Source organism: Candidatus Pelagibacter bacterium nBUS_49 (genome assembly GCF_051200925.1).
Lineage (GTDB): Bacteria > Pseudomonadota > Alphaproteobacteria > Pelagibacterales > Pelagibacteraceae > Pelagibacter.
In genome coordinates, this window is the sequence record NZ_CP172837.1 from 1,261,783 (window position 1) to 1,281,760 (window position 19,978).

A 19,978-nucleotide genomic window follows, 5' to 3' on the forward strand; every position below is an offset into this window, starting at 1 on the left:
TTAATCTTTAAGTAATAATTTAGTTAATACTTTAGCAATGACAGTTAAGCTTATGATCATTATAATTAAATAAGTGAATGACATTGAGGCCGCGTAACCCATCTGAAATTCTCTCAATCCTTTGATAAATATATAAAAACTAGATGTTTCAGTTGAAGTCCCTGGACCACCAGAAGTTAACACATAAACAGTGTCCATTATTTTTGAGGCTTCAATTAATCTAATAATTATTGCTCCAATTGAAATTGGTGCCATTAACGGAAATGTAACGTAGATGAATTTTCTAATAGGACTAGCACCATCAATTGCAGCAGCTAAAAATGGTTCTTTTGGAAGTGATAAAAGGCCAGCTAATAGTAATAAAAACATGAAAGGTGTCCACTGCCAAACCTCAACAATAATAACGGTAATTTTAGCTAAAGTAGGGTCCGTGAGCCACTTAGGTGACATACCAAAGTTAGATAAAATATCATTAACTGGACCCAAAGATTCGTGAAAGAAGGTTCTCCAAATAACTGTCATAATTACAGGTGTTGTCATCATTGGTATTAAAAATAGCACTCTAAAAAACCTTTGAAACTTAATATCCTTCCAGACCATATGTGCTAGTGCAAACCCAATGACATACTGGAGAACAACAGTGGTAACTGATAAAAAACTTAATCTAAAAAATGATTCCCAAAATCGAGGATCATCTGTGAACAGCCTAATATAATTTTCAAGACCTATAAAATTTAGTCCATTGTAACTGTTCCATCCTGATAAACTCAATCGTACTACAAATATTATTGGAAATATTAAAATTCCGATGAGTACAAATAACCCAGGAAATAAAAAAATATATTTGTGTTTGAAGTTCATGAAGTTGAATTTTAATTATAGTATATGTGACCGCTAATAAAAAGCGGCCACATATTAAAGTTATTATTATAACTTGTTGTCTTCCATTTTAACACCAACAGCGTAGTCTTCTTGAACGTTTTTCATACCTACTCTGCTAACAATTGCTTCCCACTCTTTAGCAACTTCATCTAAAGCCTCTTGTGGAGATAATTGTCCCGCAAGCGCTTTTGAAGTTCCAGTAGCAACTGCACTAGTGAACTCAAACACACCTCTAACTCTTAAAGGGAAAACTCTATTTTTACTTTTTTCCATATCTTTAAGTGTCTTAGTGTAACTATTAGCGATGTCTGCATCCCAACCCATAGTATTAATATAAAGTTGTGGATCAAAATCAGAGTTTTTAAATGGATTAACCCCAAAGTTACCAATAGCTAAGTCAGCTTGGTGGTTTGCTCCGTTAGAAAAGAAACATAGATAATCAAATGCCATCTCTTGTACTTTACTTTTCTTAGCAACACCTACTGCCCAACCCCATACAATGTATGGTGCTTGGTTGTATTTGTTTTCCCATTTACCAGATACTCTGTTCCAAACTTTATCTGCACCCGGAAGAGGGGCTGTACCTACTTTATTTTTAATAGGACTATCATCTTGCATTGCTGCAATAAAAGCATCATCCCATGAAAAACTAAATAGAGTTTGACCACCACCAAATGATCCTATTTCATCACCTAGTCCAAAGTTTATCCCTCCTGGAGGAACATACTTCGTAGCCTCTACCCAATCAGTTAAAGCCTCAACAAATCCTGGATTGTTAATGTTTGGTTTCATAGTTTCTAAATCAAAAAAGAAACCACCTGGAGTTCTGGGATTTTTAGCGTACGCTACTGATCTACTGAAAAAAGCTGCGAACATTAAATCGTCTTTTTTCATCACTTCAGCTGAACCGTATTCTTTTTCTCCATCTCCATCCCAATCCCAACCGTTAAAGTATTTGGCCATTTCGCCATATTCTTTCCAAGTAGTAGGAACTTTTAACTCTTTACCAGTATCTGCTTTGTATTTTTTTTGCATTTCAGGATTATCTATTACGTCTTTTCTGTATTTTAGATAATGTCTGTCACCGTCAACTGGGTATTGATACATAGTTCCGTCCCAAGAAGAAACACCAACATGAGATTTAGTTACATCTTTCATCTCAACTGTGTTTATGTATTTTTTTGGAACTGGTGCTAAGTATTGTCTCCAGTCATTGATAAAGTTAGAAAAACCAAATACGATATCGTATGGAGCTTGACCAGCTTTAAAAGGAACCATAGCTTTTGCATACAAGTCACCTGCAGGTGTATGTGTTACATCAACTTTTGCCCCTGTTAGTTTTGCAAACTGTTCAGCATGAAGAGCTGTAGGCTGACCAATTACTGGAACTGCGTGCGTATTTATTTTAAGAGTTTTTCCTTTGTAATTTTTCTTTGAAATTTTTTCATAAGAACAATCACCAGCAATATCTCCTGTAGCTTTGATATGTGGAAATTGATCACTCCACTTATCTGCATATGCCATTGGGCTAAATATCAATACACTTGATATTATTGCACTCAAGCAAGTTTTTGTTATTTTCATTGTTATTCTCCCCTTTGTGTTATTATGGAACTAAAACAGCTCTACCCTTAACTTTACCTTCGTTAAGTTCATGAAGCGCTCGATTAGCATCGCCTAATTTATATTCTTGCATAGAAAGTTTAACTAAACCTTTATTAGCCAACTCCATAAGCTCATATAACTCAGACCACGTTCCTACTAAATTTCCTATTATGTTTTTTTCTGAAATAATTACATCAACAGCTAAAATTTTAATTTCTTCTCCATAACCAACGATATAATAAAATCCACCACCTGAAGTCATATCAAGACCCATCTTAGTGGAGCCATGTTCACCAACAAAATCGATAACGGCTTCAGCACCTTTACCTTTTGTGAGTTCTAAAACCCTCTCTATTTCATTTCCATCAATTAAAACACCTTCGTCACCACCTAAAGGCATAGCATGATCTAATGCTGCTTTGGATTTTTCAACAATAATAATATTAGCAGCACACATTGCTCTCAAACATTGAATTGCAATATGACCTAATCCACCAGCACCTATGATTACACAATTCTGACCTGGCAATAAATGTCTGGTAGCTTTTTTAACAACTCTATAAGCTGTCAAGCCTGCATCTGAAAAAGGTGCCACATCTTTAGGTGCTAATACTGTAGGTAGCTTAATTAAGTTACGAACACTTGTCTTAAGCAATTCTGCATAACCACCTTCTTTAATATTAAGACCTGGAAATGATCCTTCTTCTGCATGTTGATCTAAACCTCTTCGGCAACTTAAACATGTTCCATCAGTTCCTGAAATAATTGGGTGTAGAATTACTGGATCACCCTTTTTATACCCAACAACATCTTTTCCTACTTCTTCAACCCATCCAGCATTTTCATGCCCCATAACCATAGGCAATAAATCACCTTTAGGATCCTGAATATGCTTCCAAGCTCCTTCAACTATATGTAAATCAGTTCTACAAACTCCTGCAGCTCCTATTTTTACAATTACATCTGAAGATTTTTCCAATTTTGGTTCTGGCATTTCTTGCTCTGTGACCCATACTTTTTCTTTCATTTCTGGGTCGTACTTATGTAAAACTTGTGCCTTCATAATTTTTTTCTCCTAATCTATTTAAACAAATCCTATTCAACACGGAGGTAAAGTGACAGTCAACGCGACTCAAATATGTCCAATAAATGTACAAATACAACCTGTGGTTAGTTGTTTTGAGGATTAAAGAGACTTAAATTGAAATATGAATAATTTAAATTCAGCTAACAAAGAGTTTAAAAATATTTTAAAAAAAAGAAATATGCTCTCAGATACAATGGGAGAAGATATTTCTGAAAGTTGGATGAGATGTATCTCTACAGGTCTTGATCCATTCAAAGATCCCAAACAAAGTCTTGTATCTTCAGTTGAGCTTAAACAAATTAAAGAAAAAAATGAAGCACTTAGAAAAATTGTTATTCCAGAAATAGAACTACTATATTCTCAAATTGCAGGAACGAATTTTATGGTAGCTTATTCAGATGAAAATGGATTAGTGCTCGACACTATCTATGATAAAACTTGCTTGCAAGGTGATGTTGGTAAATCAGTAATACCTGGTTCTATATGGGCAGAAAAAGTTTGTGGTACAAATGGTCTTGGATTGTCAGTAGAACTTAAGAAACCCACAATAGTGTCTGGCAAAGAACACTTTTTTATTGCTCATGAAAAAATATCTTGTTTTGCTAGCCCTATTATTAATTATGATGGGAAAACAATAGGTATCATTGATGCCTCCACAGACTCAAAATCAAGAGAACAACATACTTTAGCACTAGTAAAATTAGCAACTAGGAGTATAGAAACCAAATTATTTATTCAAAAATTTTCTAGTGAATTAATTTTATCTTTCCATCCGAGATCAGAATATCTTTCAACTACAAGTGTTGGGTTACTAGCTATTAATGGTGATGGAGTTGTGGTTGGTGCAAACAGTAATGCTAAAATTATGCTTCATGGATTGGTAGATTTAAAGAATGAAAACTTCAATAATATTTTTACAAATTCATTTTCATCAGTAGTCTCTGATTTACTAAATAATAAAATATTGAAAATAACTGATCACCTAGGATCATCAGTTTTTGTAGTAAAGAGTCAAAATTTTAAAGAAAATAAAATTAAAGAAAATGTATCCAAAAAAACATATGCTTGTAAATCATGTAAAGATACAAAAATTAAAAGAGAAAAGTGTGTATTAATTAGATCAACTTTTTTAGAAACAAATAATATCTCTGTTGCCTCTAGAAAACTTGGCGTATCCAGAACAACAATTTATAAACATTTAAATTAAAAATTTATTCTATTGGATAATCCCAAGCATCTCCACCAATTACTTTTGAAATAGCAGAGAAATCCTTATCATCGTTACCGTCTTTACAAAATTTTTCATATATTTCTAATGCCATTTTACCAAGAGGTGTGTCTGCACTAACACTTTTTGCACATTCATAAGCAAGTTTAAGATCTTTATTCATCATGCCTGCAGAAAATCCTGGTCGATAATTGTTATTAGAAGGTGTTCCCTTAATTAAATCTGGGAGAGGTGGATAAACAGAAATTGGCCAACTGTTACCAGATGCATTTTTCATAATTTCATGAACTTTTTTAATATCTATATTTAATCTCTTAGCTAACATTAATGATTCAGAGGCTGCAATCATTGTAATTCCTAATGACATGTTATTACAAATCTTTGCTCCATTTCCACTTCCTAATTCTCCCGCATGAAAAATATTTTTTCCCATAATTTTTAAAAGAGGTAATGCAAGATCGAATGCTTCTTTGGTTCCACCTACCATTATATTTAAAGTTGCTTTTTGTGCACCCATAACACCTCCACTCACTGGGGCATCAATCATTTTAATTCCGTTTTCAGTTGCTTTTTTTCCAATCTCTTTCGAAGTTTGGATATCAATTGTAGAGCAGTCAATTAATAGACAATCTTTTGATACTTTGTTGATAATTCCACTTTCTCCTAAAAAAACTTCTTTAGAATGTTTTCCCTCAGGAAGCATAGTTATTACAGTTGTTACATCTGTCGTAACTAAGTCGCTTAAATTTTCAACAACATCTAAATTTTTTTTTTGAGCAATTTCAATTGTACTTTTAGAAGCATCAAAAACTCTAATCTTTTTTCCAGATTTCATTAAATTTTCAGCCATAGGCAAACCCATGTTTCCAATACCAATAAATGCAATTAATTCAGACATACTTTTTTTTCTTTTCGCTTAGTTTACTTTATTTTTACAATTACCTGTATTGAAAAACTCATCAATATTATCAATTGCAAGATTAGCCATTGCAATTCTTGTATCTTTAGTTGCGCTTCCAAGATGAGGTAGAATAAAAGCAGTTTTTATTTTTAAATAGCCAGGATTTAAATTTGGTTCACCTTTATAAACATCTAATCCAGCTGCATAAATTTTTCTTCTATTCAAAGCATCAATTAAAGCATCATCATCAACTATATCTCCTCGGGCAACATTTGTAATTACCGCTCCTTTTGGGAAATATTCAACCGTTTCTTTATTAATTAAATTCACTGTCTCTTTTGTTGCTGGACAACAAATTGACAAAACATCTGAAACTGAAAATAAACTTTTAAGACTATCGTGATAGATAGCTCCTTGTTCTTTTTCGTCACTTAATTTTGAACGATTATGATAATGAATAATCATTCCAAGTGACTTTGCAATTTTTGCAATTTTTTGTCCAATTCTTCCCATACCCAAGATACCGAGTCTAGAACCAGTTAATTGCTTTCCAATTAAATAATCTGCCGACCATTTCCAATTACTTTCTTTTGCAGCTTCAATTCCTTCTGCTGCTCTTCTGCAAGCACCTAAAATTAAAAGAATCCCAATTTCAGCTGTGGCATCAGATAGAACTTCAGGAGTATTAGTTACAGCAATACCTCTTTTTTTTGCTGCTTCTAAATCAATGTTTCCAAATCCAACTGCAAAATTTGATATTACTTTTATAGTCTCAGGTAATTTATTAATTGTTTCTGCATCCATTTTATCAGTTAAAGAAGTTAAAACTGCATCGCACCCTTGACTTAATTCAATTAGTTTTGATTGAGAATAAAGTTCGTCATTTGTATTTAATTTAGCTTCAAAAGCTTTGATTGCTTTATCCTCACAGTCTTTAAGCAACTTTCTTGTAACTAATATTTTTTTCATAATCATATTCTTTCTAAAATTTTAGGCTTAGGACCACCAGTGTACCAATCTAATAATTCTATTGTGTGTAAAATTGGAATATTGGTACCATTAGATATTTGGGTAATGCAACCAATATTTCCTGTTGAAATAATTTCAGGATTAGTGCTTTCTATATTTTTAACTTTATCTTTAAGCAGTTTTGTTGCTATCTCAGATTGTAAGATATTATAAGTTCCAGCAGATCCACAACATAGATGTCCTTGGGGTATTTCCATTATATCATTTTTGGTTTTTGACAATAATTCTAAGGGTTGTGAATGAATATTTTGACCATGTTGCATTGAACAGGCTGAATGATAAGCAATTTTATATTTTTTATTTTTTTTCTTAATATTTAATTTTAAACTTTCAGACAAATATTCAGTTACATCTTTTGTTAATTTAGAAATTATTTTTGCTTTATCTTTATAATCTTTATCATCTCTAAAAATAAAACCATAATCTTTCAAGGTAGTTCCGCAACCAGATGTATTAGATAATATTGCATCTAAATTTCCTTTTTTATGCTCTTCATACCAAGTGTTAATATTGTTAGTAAAATCAGAATGTGCGTCTTCACTTTTTCCAAGATGATGATTTAGAGATCCACAACATCGAATTTTTTTTGGAACAACAACTTCAACCCCATGTCTATTTAATAACCTTATTGTAGACTCATTTATTTGAGGAGAAATTTCTTTTTGAACACAGCCAGTTAACAAGGCAACTCTTGCTATTTTTTTTCCTTTAGCTCGATAAACTTCTTGGTTCTTAAGAAGTTTTTTTGGAAAAGATGTTGGCATTAAACCAATCATATTCTTTATTTTTTTTGGAAATAAAAAACTAAAAGGTTTTCCAATTTTTACAAAAAAACTTGCAACTTTAAAGTATCTAACATTTGGAAGAGTTATTGATAAAAAATTCCTTAATAATTTATCAAAAAAAGGTCTCTCATAATTTTTCTCTATGTATTTTCTTCCATGATCTATTACATGCATATAATTTACTCCAGCAGGGCAAGTGGTCATACAACTGTAACATGAAAGACATCTGTCAATATGTTTTACTACTTTTTTAGATGGCTTCTTATTATTTTCTAACATGTCCTGAATTAGATAAATTCTTCCTCTTGGACCATCTAATTCATCACCAAGAATTCCATACGTTGGACAGGTGGCATTACACATTCCACAATGAACACACTTTTTAAAAATTTTTTCAGTAGATTGATTATCTTTATCTTTTAGTTGTGTGTTAGAAAAATTTGTTTGCATTAAATCTCTCGATACATTCTTCCTGGGTTGAACAGGCTTTTAGGATCAAAACTTTCTTTAATTTTTTTTGATATCATTAACTTTGCTTTATCAGTTGAAAATACTTTTTCTTTAAAATCAAAATTTTCTGATTTCATAATGATGGTCATATATCCTTCATTATTACCTATAAACTCTCTAATTTGTGCAATTTTATCATCTTCGTTATCAGGGACCTCTATCCAAAACAAAGATCCAGACCAATCAATAAAATATTTAAATTTATTACCTATAAATTTCATTAACTTTTCAGAATTAGATGGAGGAATTACTGCTCTTATTAAATTATTTTTTGTTCTTGTGAATAATTCCAAATTATTTACTTTTGTCCAAAATGGAACTGATTGATGATTGTCTAAAATAGATGTTTTATATTTTTTAAGTTCTAATTCTTTACTTATATCTTTCAATCTTTCTTGAACAGATACTCGATCTCCCTCTAATCTTATTGCTAAAAAAGAACCATCATCATTAAGATCATTAAATTTAAAAACTCTACTTTTATTTAAGTCAAACTTTTTACTTTTTGGTTCATCTGGAATATAGGTTGCTCCTGAAATTTCATTACTTGAACCTAAAATTTTATGAAAAAGAGAAGAAATAATTTTAACGTCATCTAAGTATATAACAATAGTATTTTGAAATATCTTTTTTGGTGAAACTTTTAATGTCAATTCAGTAAGTGCAACTAAAGTTCCAAAAGAACCTGATACTACTTTAGATAAATCATATCCGGTTACATTTTTCACTACTGTTCCCCCTGATTTTATAATATCTCCTTTACCGTTAACTCCTCTAAAACCTAATACAAAATCTCTTACACTTCCTACTTTAAATCTACGTGATCCTGCATAATTAGTAGCAACACATCCTGCTGCAGACCCTTTATTGGATTTACCATCTTTAATATAACCAAAATCTAAAGGCTCAAATGCCAACTGCTGATTGTGTTTTTCTAATAAATCTTCAATAATTTTAATTGGTGTTCCTGCTAATACCTTAATGTAAAGTTCTTCTGGTAAATACTCTATTACTCCATTTAAATACGATAGATCTAATGTTTTTGCAGCTTGAACATTATAACCAATATATTTTTTACTATTTATTCCATGTAAGTTTATTGGTAATTTTTTTTTATAAAAATCTTTAACTAAGTTTGAAACTACGATTTCTGTATCAGGTTTGAGATGATTAGAATCTTGGTAGATCTGGGAATTTTTCTTCTCCTCTGTGAACATGAACTCTCCCCTCCTCTGCACATTTTCTTAATATAGGATAAACTTTTCCTGGGTTTAAAAGATTTTTTGTATCTAATGATTTTTTTATATCTAATTGTTGTTGAATATCATCGTCATTAAAAGCTTCACACATCAATTCACGCTTTTCAATACCTACTCCATGTTCTCCAGTTAATGCGCCTCCCATTTTCACACATGCTTTTAATATTTCTGCTCCAAATTCCTCTGTCTTTTTCAATTCCTCTTTTTTACTTCCGTCAAATAAAATAAGAGGATGCAAGTTACCATCACCTGCGTGAAAACCATTTGCTACAGCTAAGTTATACTTTTTTGAAAGTCTGGTAATTTCTTTTAATATTTCCGATAATTTTCCTCTTGGGATTGATCCATCCATACAATAATAGTCTGGTGCCATAGCTCCACATGCAGGAAAAGCAGCTTTTCGTCCTGACCAAAAAGCCATTCTTTCTTTTTCATTTTGACTAAGTTTGAAACTATTTGAATTATTTTTTTTTGAAATTATTTCTATTTCTTTAAGCATACCATCAACTTCAGAGTTAGTTCCATCAAGCTCTACTATCATTAAAACTTCTGCATCCATTGGATATCCTGCTTTAGCAAATTTTTCAGTTGCATCAATTAAAGCTTTATCCATAATTTCCATTCCAGCAGGAACAATCCCACTAGAGATAATTTCAGTTACACAGTTTCCACCGTCTTCAATTGTTGGAAAACCAACTAATGCTGCTTTGACCGTTTGAGGGTTTTTTAAAATTTTAACAGTTACTTCAGTAATAACCCCAAGCAATCCTTCAGAACCACAGATAAGTCCCATTAAATCATAACCTTCTTGATCTAATGTTTTTCCACCTAATCTACATATGGTTCCATCCATCAAAACCATCTCTGCACCTAGAATGTTATTTGTTGTAGTGCCATATTTTAAGGAGTGAACTCCTCCTGAGTTTTCTGCTACGTTTCCACCAATTGAACAAGCTAATTGACTTGATGGATCAGGTGCATAGTAATATCCCTTGTGTTTTACGGCATGAGTTATTGATAAATTGGTAACACCTGGTTGTGTAACAACACAATTGTTATTAAAATCAACATCAAGAATTTTATTAAATTTTCCAAGTCCTAAAAGAATTGCATCATTTAAAGGTAGTGCCCCACCTGATAATCCAGTCCCTGCTCCTCTTGGAATAACTTTTATATTTTCATTATTACAATATTTTAAAATTTCGCTAACCTCTTGTGTATTTTCAGGCAACACAACAGCTAGAGGTGTATTTTTGTAAGCTGCTAAAGCATCTGTTTCATATGGTTTAATTTCATCTGCATCACTTAAAACATTATCTTTATTAATAATTTTTTTAAGATCAGATACAATTAAAGGCTTCTTTGATAATATTTTTTTATCAACTTTGGGTAGAGCAAGTTCAGACATCAACTCTAGCCTAACATTTTTTTAATATTTTCCAATGCGTTAGAAATGTTATCCTGAGAGGCTGCAAAGCTAAATCTAACATAATCTTTAGATGTTTTACCAAATGCTGTACCTGGAACTATAGCAACTCCAGCTTCGTGCATAGCTCTTTTACAAAATTCTGAGCCGTCCATTCCAGTACCTATAACTTTCGGAAAAGCATAAAATGCACCTCCTGGTAAACTGCACTCTACACCTGGTAGACTGTTCAAACCTTCATGAATTAGTTTTCTTCTTTGAATAAATTTTTCCATCATTTGATTAATAGAGTCGTCTGGTCCATCTAAAGCAGCTATTCCTGCAAACTGTGCAGCAGCATTAACACATGAAACACTATTAATTAATAACTTGTTAATATGTTCAACTAATTGTTCTGGCCAAAAACTCCAACCTAATCTCCAACCAGTCATAGAATAAGCTTTACTCCAACCCTCTAAGACAATTAATCTATCTCTTAATTCCGGATAATTGAATAATGTTGGCATTTCTTTGCCATCAAAAATTTGTCTACTATAAATTTCATCACTCAAGATTGTTACATGAGGGTGTTTTTTTAAACCTTCTGCCAATTTATCTATTTCTGATTTTTCAACAAAACTTCCAGTTGGATTATTTGGGTTGATCAAAATTAACAATCTAGTTTTATCAGTTATTAAAGATAAAATTTTATCTGCACTAAATCTTAAATCTTTGTCTTCTGTTAAATCATAAGGAACAGCTGTAGATCCAGTATAATTAATCATAAACTCATAAATTGGGAATGCAGGCGTTGGATGAATAATTTCTGCTCCAGGCTCTCCGAAGCACTGTATAGCATAGTGCATGGTAGGCTTGCCCCCTGGCATAATTATAATTCTTTCAGCATCTACCTCGGTATTATAGCGTTTTTTTATCCACCTTGTTACAGCTTGCCTACACTCTAGAATTCCATTTGATAAAACGTATCCGTGATGTCCATCGTCTAGAGCTTTTTTAGCAGCCTCAACTACATGCTTTGGAGTTTTGAAATCAGGTTGACCAAGTCCTAAATGTATCATTGGATTTCCAGCAGCTTCTAATTTTTTAGCTTCTGCTAAAACGCTAAATGCTGATTCTGTTCCCAAACGATTTAGACTTGCTGCTAATTTCATATTCTATTTCTCCTTATAAATTATTTTCTATAAATTAGTTTTGTTCTATTTAATTCTTTGATATTTTTACATCCCATTAATACCATATTGCGATTTATTTCATCATGCATATTCTGCAATAGACGTTCTACTCCTGCTTGACCCCCAGCACCTAGAGAAAATAAGAACATTTTACCGAAACTACACGCTGTAGCACCCGCAGCTAAAGCTTTTAAAACGTGAGTACCTCTTCTAACTCCACCATCTAAAATAATTTCAAGCTTATCACCAACTGCATCTGAAATTTCTTTTACTTGGTCAAAAGGTGATCTTGAACCATCTAGCTGTCTACCCCCATGATTTGAGATCATTATAGCAGTACAACCAATATCAATTGCTCTTTTTGCATCTTCAACTGACATCACACCTTTTAATGCAAATGGTTTGTTCCACTTTTTTGCACAATATTCAGCATCTTTCCAATTCATTGCTGGGTCATACTGTTCATTAATATATTGAATAACTGATTTTGAAATATTAGTTCCTTTATCTGTCTTATTTTTCACATTCGACAATTCAAATTTTCCATGCGTAAAATAATTAAATACCCATTCTGGATGCATTGCAAAACTCATTAAGCTTTGAAGTGTGAGTTTTGGAGGAGTAGTAAAACCAGTTCTGTGGTCTCTTTCTCTGTTTCCAGCAACTAATGTATCTACTGTTAAACACATACCGTCATAACCAGATGTTCTGCATCTCTCAATTAAATCGTCTGTAATTGATTGGTCTTTATGAACATAAAGTTGAAATAATTTTGGGCCTTTAGAAATTTCAGCAATTTCCTCAATGGTATTGTTTGCCATGGTAGACATACTATAAAAGGTTCCAAACTTTTCTGCAGCTCGAGCTGAGGCTTTGTCACCATCATGATGATAAAGTCTTTGCATAGCAGTTGGAGATAAAAATATTGGCATATCAATTTTTTTACCAAAAACAGTAGTTGATAAATCAGGTTTACCTACACTTGCCAAAACATTGGGGATTAAATCGCAATCGTTAAAAGCATCAGTGTTTCTTTTTAATGTAGCTTCATCATCTGCACCACCGTCAATATAGTGAAAGATAGGTGATGGTAATTTTTTTTTTGCTAATTTTCTAAAGTCATTAAAATTATAACAATTTTTTAAATTCATGATAATTACTAAAAGTTTTTGAAGAAATTAAACATATAACTATTTGCCCCAGGATTTTTATCTCCTAAACTGGCATTAGATATGTGGTTATAAGAAAAACCCAATTTTGAACTTTGTGAAAAATCAATAGACAATTGAACTTCACTTTTAAATTCAAGCATGTGCCCAAGATCTTTGCCATCACCTTCGTGATATAATCCTGGTGTAAAACTTGGAGTAATATTTAATGCTCCAATTTTGTATTGAGCTTGAACACCCGTATAGATGTAGCCAGCATTATCAGCTGTAATAATTGCACCTGTTATTGGTGAAATATTACCTAAAAAAGTATCTCGATTAAGGTTTTCATTCTGATGTTGAAAACCTATTAATGTAGATTTTTTTCCATCATCGCTAAAATCAAACATACCTGAATAAACACTAAATTTGGTATCCAAATTATAATCTTTTGTTTCTTCAGCGTTAGCTGCAAAAGTTAAAAGAACAAACAAAACACTTATTAAAAATTTTTTTAAAATCATAATGGCTAATTATTTTTTTTAATTATAAAAGTTTTTGCAATAATTGCACCTCCAATTAAAAATATCAATATTGGTAATAACCATAATATATAGGTGTTTTTATTAAGCTCTGGATCATACAAAATCCAATCTCCATATTTTTCTTTAAAGAAATCATAAATTTGATTTTCAGAAAAACCTTCATCTAATTTTTTATCTACTAGAGTTTTGATACTAATTGCAAATTCAGAGTCTAAGTCGTAAACAGATTGCCCTTGACAAATTAGACATCGAAGGTTCTTTGTAATTTTACTATTTATGCCTTCATTGTTCGCCTTCAAATTATTGAAAGAAAAAATGAATAAAAAAATTAAAGATAATTTTAATATTTTCATTTTGTTAAATAATTAATTTCATTAAATAATGTTTTGTTTAGGGGTCCGATATATTTTTTTATTATTATTCCATCTTTAATTAAATACAATTCAGGAACTCCATATGCCCCCCATTCAATTGCAATAATACCTTTATCATCAAAAATTATTTTTTTATAAGGGTTACCAAGTTCAGCTAAAAAATTTTTAGCCTTAATTTTTATATCTTTGTAATTTATACCAATTAATTCTATATTTTTGTCTTTACTTAAATTCATAAGCAAAGAATGCTCTTGCCTACATGGAACACACCATGAGGACCATATGTTCAACAAGTAATATTTGTCTACCTGAAATAGTTCTGAAGAATTAATTATTTTTTTTTCATAAAACAACTCTCCATCAAATGATGGAACTTTAATATTAATTTTTGTCTCAGGAGTATAGATATTTGAATTTTTAAGACCTTTGTAAAAAAATATAAAAATAATTATAAATAGTGAAGTTATTATAATTGGTAATAATTTATTTTTCATACTCTTTTTTTGCAAAGCTTAATAATCCACCAATACTAATTAAAATTACCGATATCCAAATCCATAACATAAATGGTTTGACTTGATATCTAACATTAAACAGCTCTTGGTTTGGCACTAAATTGATAACGATAAATTTATCTGAAAATAATGTTGTTTTAATGTCAGCTTCACTAGTAACAATATTTGGTTGATTATATATTCTTAGTTCTGGTGACAAATTCTCTATTTTACCTTTTGAATCTTGAATAATAAATTTAGCTCTTATCGATTTATAGTTTTTTTCTCCCTTTTGATTAATGTTCTCAAAAATTATCTTTGTTTTTGTATTCTCAAAAGTTTCTCCAACTTTTAAATTTGTAATTATTTCTGTAGAAAACAAATTATTAAAAAGAATACTTAAAATTAATAAACTAAAACCAAAATGAGCTGTATTTTGAGCCAAATTTTTAAAACCCTTATTAAAGAAATCTCTTAAAGTAATAAAGAATAAATAAAAAGCGCTCGAAATCAAAATTGTGTTTATTAAAAAATCAGTGCTAAAATTTTTAATAATTAATATAGATAGTAAAATTGAAACTATTAAGAGCACAATTAAGTAAATTTTATCTTCTAGATTTGATTTAATCCATTTCAACTTTGGTCCAATTGTCATAATCAACAAAAAGGGAATTAAAAAAGGTATTATCAATTTGTGATAAAAAGGAGGTCCTACAGATATTTTTTGAGATGACAAAACATCAAGGAAAATTGGATAAATAGTACCAATTAAAACAACTGACAAGAAATACATCATAAACCAATTATTGATTATTATTGCTGATTCCTTGCTTAATAGAAAAAAATTGCTTGGATTATTTTTACTAGGATTGTGAAAAAAGAAAAAAATAAATAATGAAAGAAAAATTAGAGAAAACAAAAAAGTTAAAATAAATAAACCTCTTTCTGGATCATTTGCAAAAGTATGTACAGAATTTAGAATTCCAGATCTAACCAAAAATGTGCCACTCATACTAAGAGCAAATGTCGATATTGATAAAATTATTACCCAAGAAGTTAGGATTAATTTTTTTTCTAAAACCAAAATACAATGCAAAAGTGTTGTTAATGCTAACCATGGCATTAAAGAAACATTTTCGACCGGATCCCAAAACCAAAAGCCACCCCAACCTAGCTCGTAATACGCCCAAATAGATCCTAATAAAATTCCTAGAGTTAAAAAAACCCATGAACTTAACACCCATTTCTTTATGTGAGACGCCCACTTTTTAGATACTAAATTTAAACTTGTAGCAGCTAAAGCTGAAGAAAAAATTATGGATGATCCCACATATCCTAAATATAAAATAGGTGGATGTATCACTAAAGCCGGATCTTGTAGTATTGGATTAAGACCCAATCCCTCTGTTGGTGTTGGATAAATATAATTAAATGGATTTGATGTTTTTATCAAAAAAACAAAAAAACCTACAATTATGATTTGCTGAAATACTAGAGTTAATATTCTATATTTAATTGGTTGATTTTTAGTCTTTACTAAAAAAATAAGAATAAATAATGTTAAAACTAATAACCACAATAATAAGCTTCCCTCATGATTTCCCCATGTTCCAGCAATTTTATAAAAAATTGGTTTAGTTGTGTGCGAATTATTAAAAACAGTTTCGTTACTAAAATCCGATATAACAAATGATAAGACTAAACATAAGAAACTAATTACAACTAATAAAAATTGTAAAAATGTAAATGATAAAATTTTAGTATCTAATACTTTTGAATTTCTTAAATTTATTGCTGAAAAATAAAAAAGAACTAATCCAAAAAAAAGTCCTAAAAGTAATGCATAGTTTCCAATAGTACTAAATAACATCTTACTTTTCTCCAAGCGCCTGTTTTACTTCTGGAGGCATATAATTTTCATCATGTTTTGCTAAAATTTTAGATGCAGAAAAAAAATTTCGGTCTTTTAAAAACCCTTCTGCTACCACTCCCTTTCCTTCTTCAAAAAGATTTGGGATTGCTCCAGTATAGGTAACATTTATTTCATTTTTAAAATCTGTAATTACAAACTTTAGTTCATTGGAATTTATTGAAATAGAGTTTTTTTTTACCATTCCACCAATTCTAATTTTTTTTTTATCTAATTCTGATAAAGCTTTAATTTCTGATGGTGACTGAAAGTATACTACGTTTTCTTCAAGAGATTTTAAAACAAGAAACGTTGTTAATATTAAAGTTATTAAAATAAGTACTACAAATAAGAATCTTAATTTAACTTTACGACCATACATGGTTCAAAAGTTAATTGTTTGTGGCGTTAGCTAAAATTTCTTTGTTTATTCTTTGTGATTTTGCAGATTTAGCTTTCTCGGAGTTTAAAGATCCAAATTTAGCTACAAATTTATTTTGTTCCTTAATAAATTGAATTTTAGTAATCAAATATAGAGCTGAAAAACTTAAAAGCGTAAAACTGAAAGCAGACAATACGTAAGCTCCGTATCCGTTCATAAAAAGTAATTCATTAATCATAATCTATCTAAGCCTTTATTTTTAATTTTTATCAGTTCTGTATTATATTTCATTAAGAAAATTAGCAATGAAAAAAGAGCAAATGCCGCAGTCATTATTAGTAGAGGAAAAAGCATTGATGAATGAATTGAGCTTTTTGATAAAATATTGACTGATGCTGGTTGATGAAGTGTGTTCCACCAATCTACGGAGTATTTAATAATAGGAACATTAACTATACCTAGTATGGTAATAAAAGTTGTGATCTTAAAAACCTTTTCTTCACTTTCATAAATTCTCCATGAAATTAAATATATTGCGTAAAAGAGTGCCAATATTAACATTGAGGTTATCCTTGCATCCCAGGCCCACCAAGTTCCCCATGTTGGCTTTCCCCAGATAGCACCAGTCACTAAAGCAATAATATTAAAAACAAACCCTGAAGGTGCTAGACTTTTTGAAATTAAAAAAAAATTCTTATTTTTAAAAATAAATCCACTAATAGATAAAAAAGTTATACTTGAAAAAATACCCAGAGAAATCCATGCTGCCGGAACATGCACATACATAATTCTAACAGCATCACTTTGCTTATAATCTTCAGGTGACAATATTAACGCTTCAGTTAGTCCAACTGAAAGTACCATTACAAATAAAATCAGAACATATTTAGGAGCTTTAGAAGTTATCTGAAAAACCCTGTTTGGATGAAATAGTTTAAACATATTTAATTAGTGATGTTTAGTATGAAAAGGATTTCCGATCAAGAATGCAGAGGGAGATAATGATTTGAAATTAACGTTTAACACTCTTGATCAGAATATGAAATAAATTTAATTAATTTATATGGCTTAGATTTGAGCTAAATGTGTTTGAAAAATGATAGATTTAATTAGACATTTTAAAATAACTAGAGCCCTTTTTTCCTGAAAAAATCTCTTCAATTAAAGGATGTTTTATTGGCTCGTCAGAGTCGTCCATTAGAAGATTTTGTTCTGAAACATAAGCTTCATAAGTTATTTCGTCATTTTCAGCTAGCAAATGGTAGAAAGGCTGATCTTTTCTTGGTCTCACATTTTTTGGGATAGACTGATACCATTCTTCAGAATTATTAAATTCAAAATCTACATCATATATCACACCTCTAAATTCGAAGTGTTTATGTTTTACAATATCTCCAATAGAGAATTTAGCTTTTTGAATTGGCATAGCTATTAGTATGGGTATTTAAAAATAAAAATCAATGCTAAAAATATTAATGTTTTGTGATGTGGCAAATATGTTAATATCTTTTAAGTGAATAAATCTTTTTTAAAATTTGTTACAGACTTTGGGCCATTAGCTATATTTTTTTTTTATTATTATAATAATGATAAAAATTTATCAGTTGCCATTCCTCCACTTATAGTTGCAACTTTAATTGCATTAGTAGTTGTTTGGTTTTTTGAAAAAAAAATACCTCCGATGCCTTTAATTAGTGGAATATTGATTACATTTTTTGGTGGATTAACTATTTATTTTAATGATCCTATATTTATTTATGTAAAACCAACTATAATAAATATTATTTTTGCTTTAGCTTTATATTTTGGAAAATATTTTACCAAAGAACCTGTATTAAAAAAAATTATAGGAAAATCAATTCCACTTTCAGATTTAGGATGGGAATTATTAAATAGAAGATGGATGTTTTTTTTCTTTGGTCTTGCAATATTAAATGAATGCATCTGGAGAACTCAAACTGAAGAGTTTTGGGTAAACTTTAAAGTATGGGGAATGTTGCCAATAACCATTATTTTCACAGGTTTTCAGATACCATTAATCAACAAACATAAAATGGATGCCTAGTAACTTAAAACTAATAATCAATAATCCCCACAAACAAATAGAAGAAAAACAATTTTTTGAAAAAGAAGAACTAAAAATTATCTTAGATTTATATGCAAAAATGGTCTCTGAAGGATCGTGGAAAGATTATGGTTTAAATATCTCAAGTAAACAAGTCAGCTTTAGCGTTTTTAGAAATGCTGCAGAGAACGCTTTATATAAAATTTGTAAAAACTTTAAGCCAAAGAATAAAAATCTTAGATACTTAATAACTGATACCAGTGGTAAAATCTTAAAAAACTCTTTTGACCTTAAGGTATTATTAAAAAGTACTAATTGGAAAAGGCTACAAAAATAAGATTATCTTCTTTGTCCAAACAATCTTAGCAACATTATAAATAAATTTATAAAGTCTAAGTATAGTGTAAGAGCACCCATCACAGCTTTTTTACCCATGACTTCGCCTGTATCACTTACAGCATACATATTTTTAATTTTTTGAGTATCATAAGCTGTCAAGCCCACAAAAATTAAAACACCTAAAATTGATATAACAAAATACATCATTGATGATTGCATGAATATATTAACAATTGATGCAATAATAATTCCAATTAAACCCATCATTAAAAATGAGCCAAGTTTTGTTAAATCTCTTTTAGTTGTGTAGCCATAAATGCTCATTGCTCCAAAAGTTGCTGAACATATAAAGAAAACTCTTGTTACACTCATGCCTGTGTAAACTAATAAAATTGATGATAATGATAAGCCCATTAATCCTGCAAAAACCCAAAAAGTAGTTTGAGCTTTTGAAGCGCTCATCTTGTTTATTCCAAAACTCATATAAAACACTATTCCTAAAGGCGCCAACATCACAAGCCATTTTAATCCAGACATATAAATTGCATTACCAACTGATGTTAAGCCCACAATAGATCCCGCATCATTTGTAACTACTGACATCTTAAATGTAAGAAGTGCAACTATTCCTGTTAATAAAATTCCAGTTGCCATATAATTATAAACTTTAAGCATGTAGGCTCTTAAGCCTTCATCCATTACAACTGCTGTTTGTTGAGCTGCTTTAGCTCTGTTTAATATTCCGTTTTTATCAAATTCCATAATGGATGATATATAATAGTCTTTTACTAATTATTCAAGATGTCTTAAAAGATTTAAAATATTCAAATTGAACAAA

At 30.4% G+C, this 19,978-nt stretch carries 22 protein-coding genes; 3 read left to right on the top strand and 19 right to left on the bottom strand.

The annotated features are described in order from the left end of the window. The 3 genes from ACIJYF_RS06880 to ACIJYF_RS06890 all read right to left on the bottom strand — a co-directional run bounded on the left by ACIJYF_RS06880 (window position 1) and on the right by ACIJYF_RS06890 (window position 3,550). A complete protein-coding gene (locus ACIJYF_RS06880; RefSeq protein WP_271488291.1) occupies window positions 1-861 on the bottom strand; it encodes a carbohydrate ABC transporter permease in 861 nt (286 codons plus the stop codon). 66 nt (window positions 862-927) lie between these two features. Then, window positions 928-2,466 carry an ABC transporter substrate-binding protein gene (locus ACIJYF_RS06885; protein ID WP_435116355.1) on the bottom strand — a complete coding sequence of 513 codons (1,539 nt, stop codon included), beginning with the start codon at window positions 2,464-2,466 and terminating at the stop codon, window positions 928-930. Window positions 2,467-2,488: 22 nt separating this feature from the next. Continuing rightward, entirely contained in the window at window positions 2,489-3,550 is a 1,062-nt protein-coding gene (locus tag ACIJYF_RS06890) for an NAD(P)-dependent alcohol dehydrogenase (protein ID WP_435116357.1), read from the bottom strand. 145 nt (window positions 3,551-3,695) lie between these two features. Between ACIJYF_RS06890 and ACIJYF_RS06895 the strand changes: the two genes are divergently transcribed. Beyond that, window positions 3,696-4,781: a GAF domain-containing protein gene (locus ACIJYF_RS06895; protein ID WP_435116359.1), complete on the top strand. Its 1,086-nt coding sequence runs from the start codon at window positions 3,696-3,698 to the stop codon at window positions 4,779-4,781. 4 nt (window positions 4,782-4,785) lie between these two features. Here the strand turns inward: ACIJYF_RS06895 and mmsB are convergent, their stop codons facing one another. The 15 genes from mmsB to hspQ all read right to left on the bottom strand — a co-directional run bounded on the left by mmsB (window position 4,786) and on the right by hspQ (window position 18,162). Next, entirely contained in the window at window positions 4,786-5,700 is a 915-nt protein-coding gene (gene mmsB, locus ACIJYF_RS06900; RefSeq protein WP_435116361.1) for a 3-hydroxyisobutyrate dehydrogenase, read from the bottom strand. An 18-nt stretch (window positions 5,701-5,718) separates the two neighbouring features. Continuing rightward, complete coding sequence (locus tag ACIJYF_RS06905; RefSeq protein WP_435116363.1) at window positions 5,719-6,672, bottom strand: 2-hydroxyacid dehydrogenase; 954 nt, start codon at window positions 6,670-6,672, stop codon at window positions 5,719-5,721. A gap of 2 nt (window positions 6,673-6,674) precedes the next feature. Continuing rightward, a complete protein-coding gene (glcF, locus tag ACIJYF_RS06910; RefSeq protein WP_435116365.1) occupies window positions 6,675-7,967 on the bottom strand; it encodes a glycolate oxidase subunit GlcF in 1,293 nt (430 codons plus the stop codon). Then, window positions 7,967-9,244 (bottom strand): FAD-binding protein, encoded by a 1,278-nt coding sequence (locus tag ACIJYF_RS06915; RefSeq protein WP_435116367.1) that lies wholly within the window; start codon window positions 9,242-9,244, stop codon window positions 7,967-7,969. The genes glcF and ACIJYF_RS06915 overlap by 1 nt, the downstream gene beginning before the upstream one ends. Next, window positions 9,198-10,694, bottom strand: coding sequence for an FAD-linked oxidase C-terminal domain-containing protein (locus tag ACIJYF_RS06920; protein WP_435116369.1), 1,497 nt, complete (start codon window positions 10,692-10,694; stop codon window positions 9,198-9,200). The genes ACIJYF_RS06915 and ACIJYF_RS06920 overlap by 47 nt, the downstream gene beginning before the upstream one ends. Before the next feature lie 5 nt (window positions 10,695-10,699). Then, the gene (locus tag ACIJYF_RS06925; RefSeq protein ID WP_435116371.1) at window positions 10,700-11,863 is read right to left on the bottom strand and encodes a pyridoxal phosphate-dependent aminotransferase; all 1,164 of its coding nucleotides are present in this window, start codon (window positions 11,861-11,863) and stop codon (window positions 10,700-10,702) included. 20 nt (window positions 11,864-11,883) lie between these two features. Further along, on the bottom strand, window positions 11,884-13,035 hold the full coding sequence (locus ACIJYF_RS06930; protein WP_435116373.1) for an alpha-hydroxy acid oxidase: 1,152 nt from the start codon (window positions 13,033-13,035) through the stop codon (window positions 11,884-11,886). Window positions 13,036-13,043: 8 nt separating this feature from the next. Beyond that, entirely contained in the window at window positions 13,044-13,556 is a 513-nt protein-coding gene (locus tag ACIJYF_RS06935) for an acyloxyacyl hydrolase (RefSeq protein WP_435116375.1), read from the bottom strand. 5 nt (window positions 13,557-13,561) lie between these two features. Then, on the bottom strand, window positions 13,562-13,930 hold the full coding sequence (locus ACIJYF_RS06940) for a cytochrome c-type biogenesis protein (RefSeq protein WP_435116377.1): 369 nt from the start codon (window positions 13,928-13,930) through the stop codon (window positions 13,562-13,564). Then, complete coding sequence (locus tag ACIJYF_RS06945; RefSeq protein ID WP_435116379.1) at window positions 13,927-14,445, bottom strand: DsbE family thiol:disulfide interchange protein; 519 nt, start codon at window positions 14,443-14,445, stop codon at window positions 13,927-13,929. The genes ACIJYF_RS06940 and ACIJYF_RS06945 overlap by 4 nt, the downstream gene beginning before the upstream one ends. Next, window positions 14,435-16,315, bottom strand: coding sequence for a heme lyase CcmF/NrfE family subunit (locus ACIJYF_RS06950; RefSeq protein WP_435116381.1), 1,881 nt, complete (start codon window positions 16,313-16,315; stop codon window positions 14,435-14,437). The genes ACIJYF_RS06945 and ACIJYF_RS06950 overlap by 11 nt, the downstream gene beginning before the upstream one ends. A gap of 1 nt (window position 16,316) precedes the next feature. Next, window positions 16,317-16,736, bottom strand: coding sequence for a cytochrome c maturation protein CcmE (gene ccmE, locus ACIJYF_RS06955; RefSeq protein WP_435116383.1), 420 nt, complete (start codon window positions 16,734-16,736; stop codon window positions 16,317-16,319). A gap of 10 nt (window positions 16,737-16,746) precedes the next feature. After that, window positions 16,747-16,953, bottom strand: coding sequence for a heme exporter protein CcmD (locus ACIJYF_RS06960; protein WP_435116385.1), 207 nt, complete (start codon window positions 16,951-16,953; stop codon window positions 16,747-16,749). A 17-nt stretch (window positions 16,954-16,970) separates the two neighbouring features. Beyond that, on the bottom strand, window positions 16,971-17,678 hold the full coding sequence (gene ccmC / locus ACIJYF_RS06965; protein ID WP_435116387.1) for a heme ABC transporter permease CcmC: 708 nt from the start codon (window positions 17,676-17,678) through the stop codon (window positions 16,971-16,973). Window positions 17,679-17,841: 163 nt separating this feature from the next. Further along, the gene (gene hspQ, locus ACIJYF_RS06970) at window positions 17,842-18,162 is read right to left on the bottom strand and encodes a heat shock protein HspQ (protein WP_023649273.1); all 321 of its coding nucleotides are present in this window, start codon (window positions 18,160-18,162) and stop codon (window positions 17,842-17,844) included. A gap of 87 nt (window positions 18,163-18,249) precedes the next feature. Between hspQ and ACIJYF_RS06975 the strand changes: the two genes are divergently transcribed. Together ACIJYF_RS06975 and ACIJYF_RS06980 are read left to right on the top strand one after the other, a co-directional pair. After that, a complete protein-coding gene (locus tag ACIJYF_RS06975) occupies window positions 18,250-18,801 on the top strand; it encodes a septation protein A (protein WP_435116388.1) in 552 nt (183 codons plus the stop codon). Then, entirely contained in the window at window positions 18,794-19,138 is a 345-nt protein-coding gene (locus ACIJYF_RS06980; RefSeq protein WP_435116390.1) for a DUF2794 domain-containing protein, read from the top strand. Before ACIJYF_RS06975 ends, ACIJYF_RS06980 begins: the two co-directional genes overlap by 8 nt. 2 nt (window positions 19,139-19,140) lie before the next feature. Here the strand turns inward: ACIJYF_RS06980 and ACIJYF_RS06985 are convergent, their stop codons facing one another. After that, the gene (locus ACIJYF_RS06985) at window positions 19,141-19,902 is read right to left on the bottom strand and encodes a Bax inhibitor-1/YccA family protein (RefSeq protein WP_435116392.1); all 762 of its coding nucleotides are present in this window, start codon (window positions 19,900-19,902) and stop codon (window positions 19,141-19,143) included. Window positions 19,903-19,978 lie beyond the last annotated feature (76 nt).

What these genes read in the sequence shown, in the direction of transcription:
- ACIJYF_RS06880 (WP_271488291.1), bottom strand. Translation starts at nt 861, where the DNA reads ATGAACTTCAAACACAAATATATTTTTTTATTTCCTGGGTTATTTGTA.
- ACIJYF_RS06885 (WP_435116355.1), bottom strand. Translation starts at nt 2,466, where the DNA reads ATGAAAATAACAAAAACTTGCTTGAGTGCAATAATATCAAGTGTATTG.
- ACIJYF_RS06890 (WP_435116357.1), bottom strand. Translation starts at nt 3,550, where the DNA reads ATGAAGGCACAAGTTTTACATAAGTACGACCCAGAAATGAAAGAAAAA.
- ACIJYF_RS06895 (WP_435116359.1), top strand. Translation starts at nt 3,696, where the DNA reads ATGAATAATTTAAATTCAGCTAACAAAGAGTTTAAAAATATTTTAAAA.
- mmsB (WP_435116361.1), bottom strand. Translation starts at nt 5,700, where the DNA reads ATGTCTGAATTAATTGCATTTATTGGTATTGGAAACATGGGTTTGCCT.
- ACIJYF_RS06905 (WP_435116363.1), bottom strand. Translation starts at nt 6,672, where the DNA reads ATGAAAAAAATATTAGTTACAAGAAAGTTGCTTAAAGACTGTGAGGAT.
- glcF (WP_435116365.1), bottom strand. Translation starts at nt 7,967, where the DNA reads ATGCAAACAAATTTTTCTAACACACAACTAAAAGATAAAGATAATCAA.
- ACIJYF_RS06915 (WP_435116367.1), bottom strand. Translation starts at nt 9,244, where the DNA reads ATGTTCACAGAGGAGAAGAAAAATTCCCAGATCTACCAAGATTCTAAT.
- ACIJYF_RS06920 (WP_435116369.1), bottom strand. Translation starts at nt 10,694, where the DNA reads ATGTCTGAACTTGCTCTACCCAAAGTTGATAAAAAAATATTATCAAAG.
- ACIJYF_RS06925 (WP_435116371.1), bottom strand. Translation starts at nt 11,863, where the DNA reads ATGAAATTAGCAGCAAGTCTAAATCGTTTGGGAACAGAATCAGCATTT.
- ACIJYF_RS06930 (WP_435116373.1), bottom strand. Translation starts at nt 13,035, where the DNA reads ATGAATTTAAAAAATTGTTATAATTTTAATGACTTTAGAAAATTAGCA.
- ACIJYF_RS06935 (WP_435116375.1), bottom strand. Translation starts at nt 13,556, where the DNA reads ATGATTTTAAAAAAATTTTTAATAAGTGTTTTGTTTGTTCTTTTAACT.
- ACIJYF_RS06940 (WP_435116377.1), bottom strand. Translation starts at nt 13,930, where the DNA reads ATGAAAATATTAAAATTATCTTTAATTTTTTTATTCATTTTTTCTTTC.
- ACIJYF_RS06945 (WP_435116379.1), bottom strand. Translation starts at nt 14,445, where the DNA reads ATGAAAAATAAATTATTACCAATTATAATAACTTCACTATTTATAATT.
- ACIJYF_RS06950 (WP_435116381.1), bottom strand. Translation starts at nt 16,315, where the DNA reads ATGTTATTTAGTACTATTGGAAACTATGCATTACTTTTAGGACTTTTT.
- ccmE (WP_435116383.1), bottom strand. Translation starts at nt 16,736, where the DNA reads ATGTATGGTCGTAAAGTTAAATTAAGATTCTTATTTGTAGTACTTATT.
- ACIJYF_RS06960 (WP_435116385.1), bottom strand. Translation starts at nt 16,953, where the DNA reads ATGAACGGATACGGAGCTTACGTATTGTCTGCTTTCAGTTTTACGCTT.
- ccmC (WP_435116387.1), bottom strand. Translation starts at nt 17,678, where the DNA reads ATGTTTAAACTATTTCATCCAAACAGGGTTTTTCAGATAACTTCTAAA.
- hspQ (WP_023649273.1), bottom strand. Translation starts at nt 18,162, where the DNA reads ATGCCAATTCAAAAAGCTAAATTCTCTATTGGAGATATTGTAAAACAT.
- ACIJYF_RS06980 (WP_435116390.1), top strand. Translation starts at nt 18,794, where the DNA reads ATGCCTAGTAACTTAAAACTAATAATCAATAATCCCCACAAACAAATA.
- ACIJYF_RS06985 (WP_435116392.1), bottom strand. Translation starts at nt 19,902, where the DNA reads ATGGAATTTGATAAAAACGGAATATTAAACAGAGCTAAAGCAGCTCAA.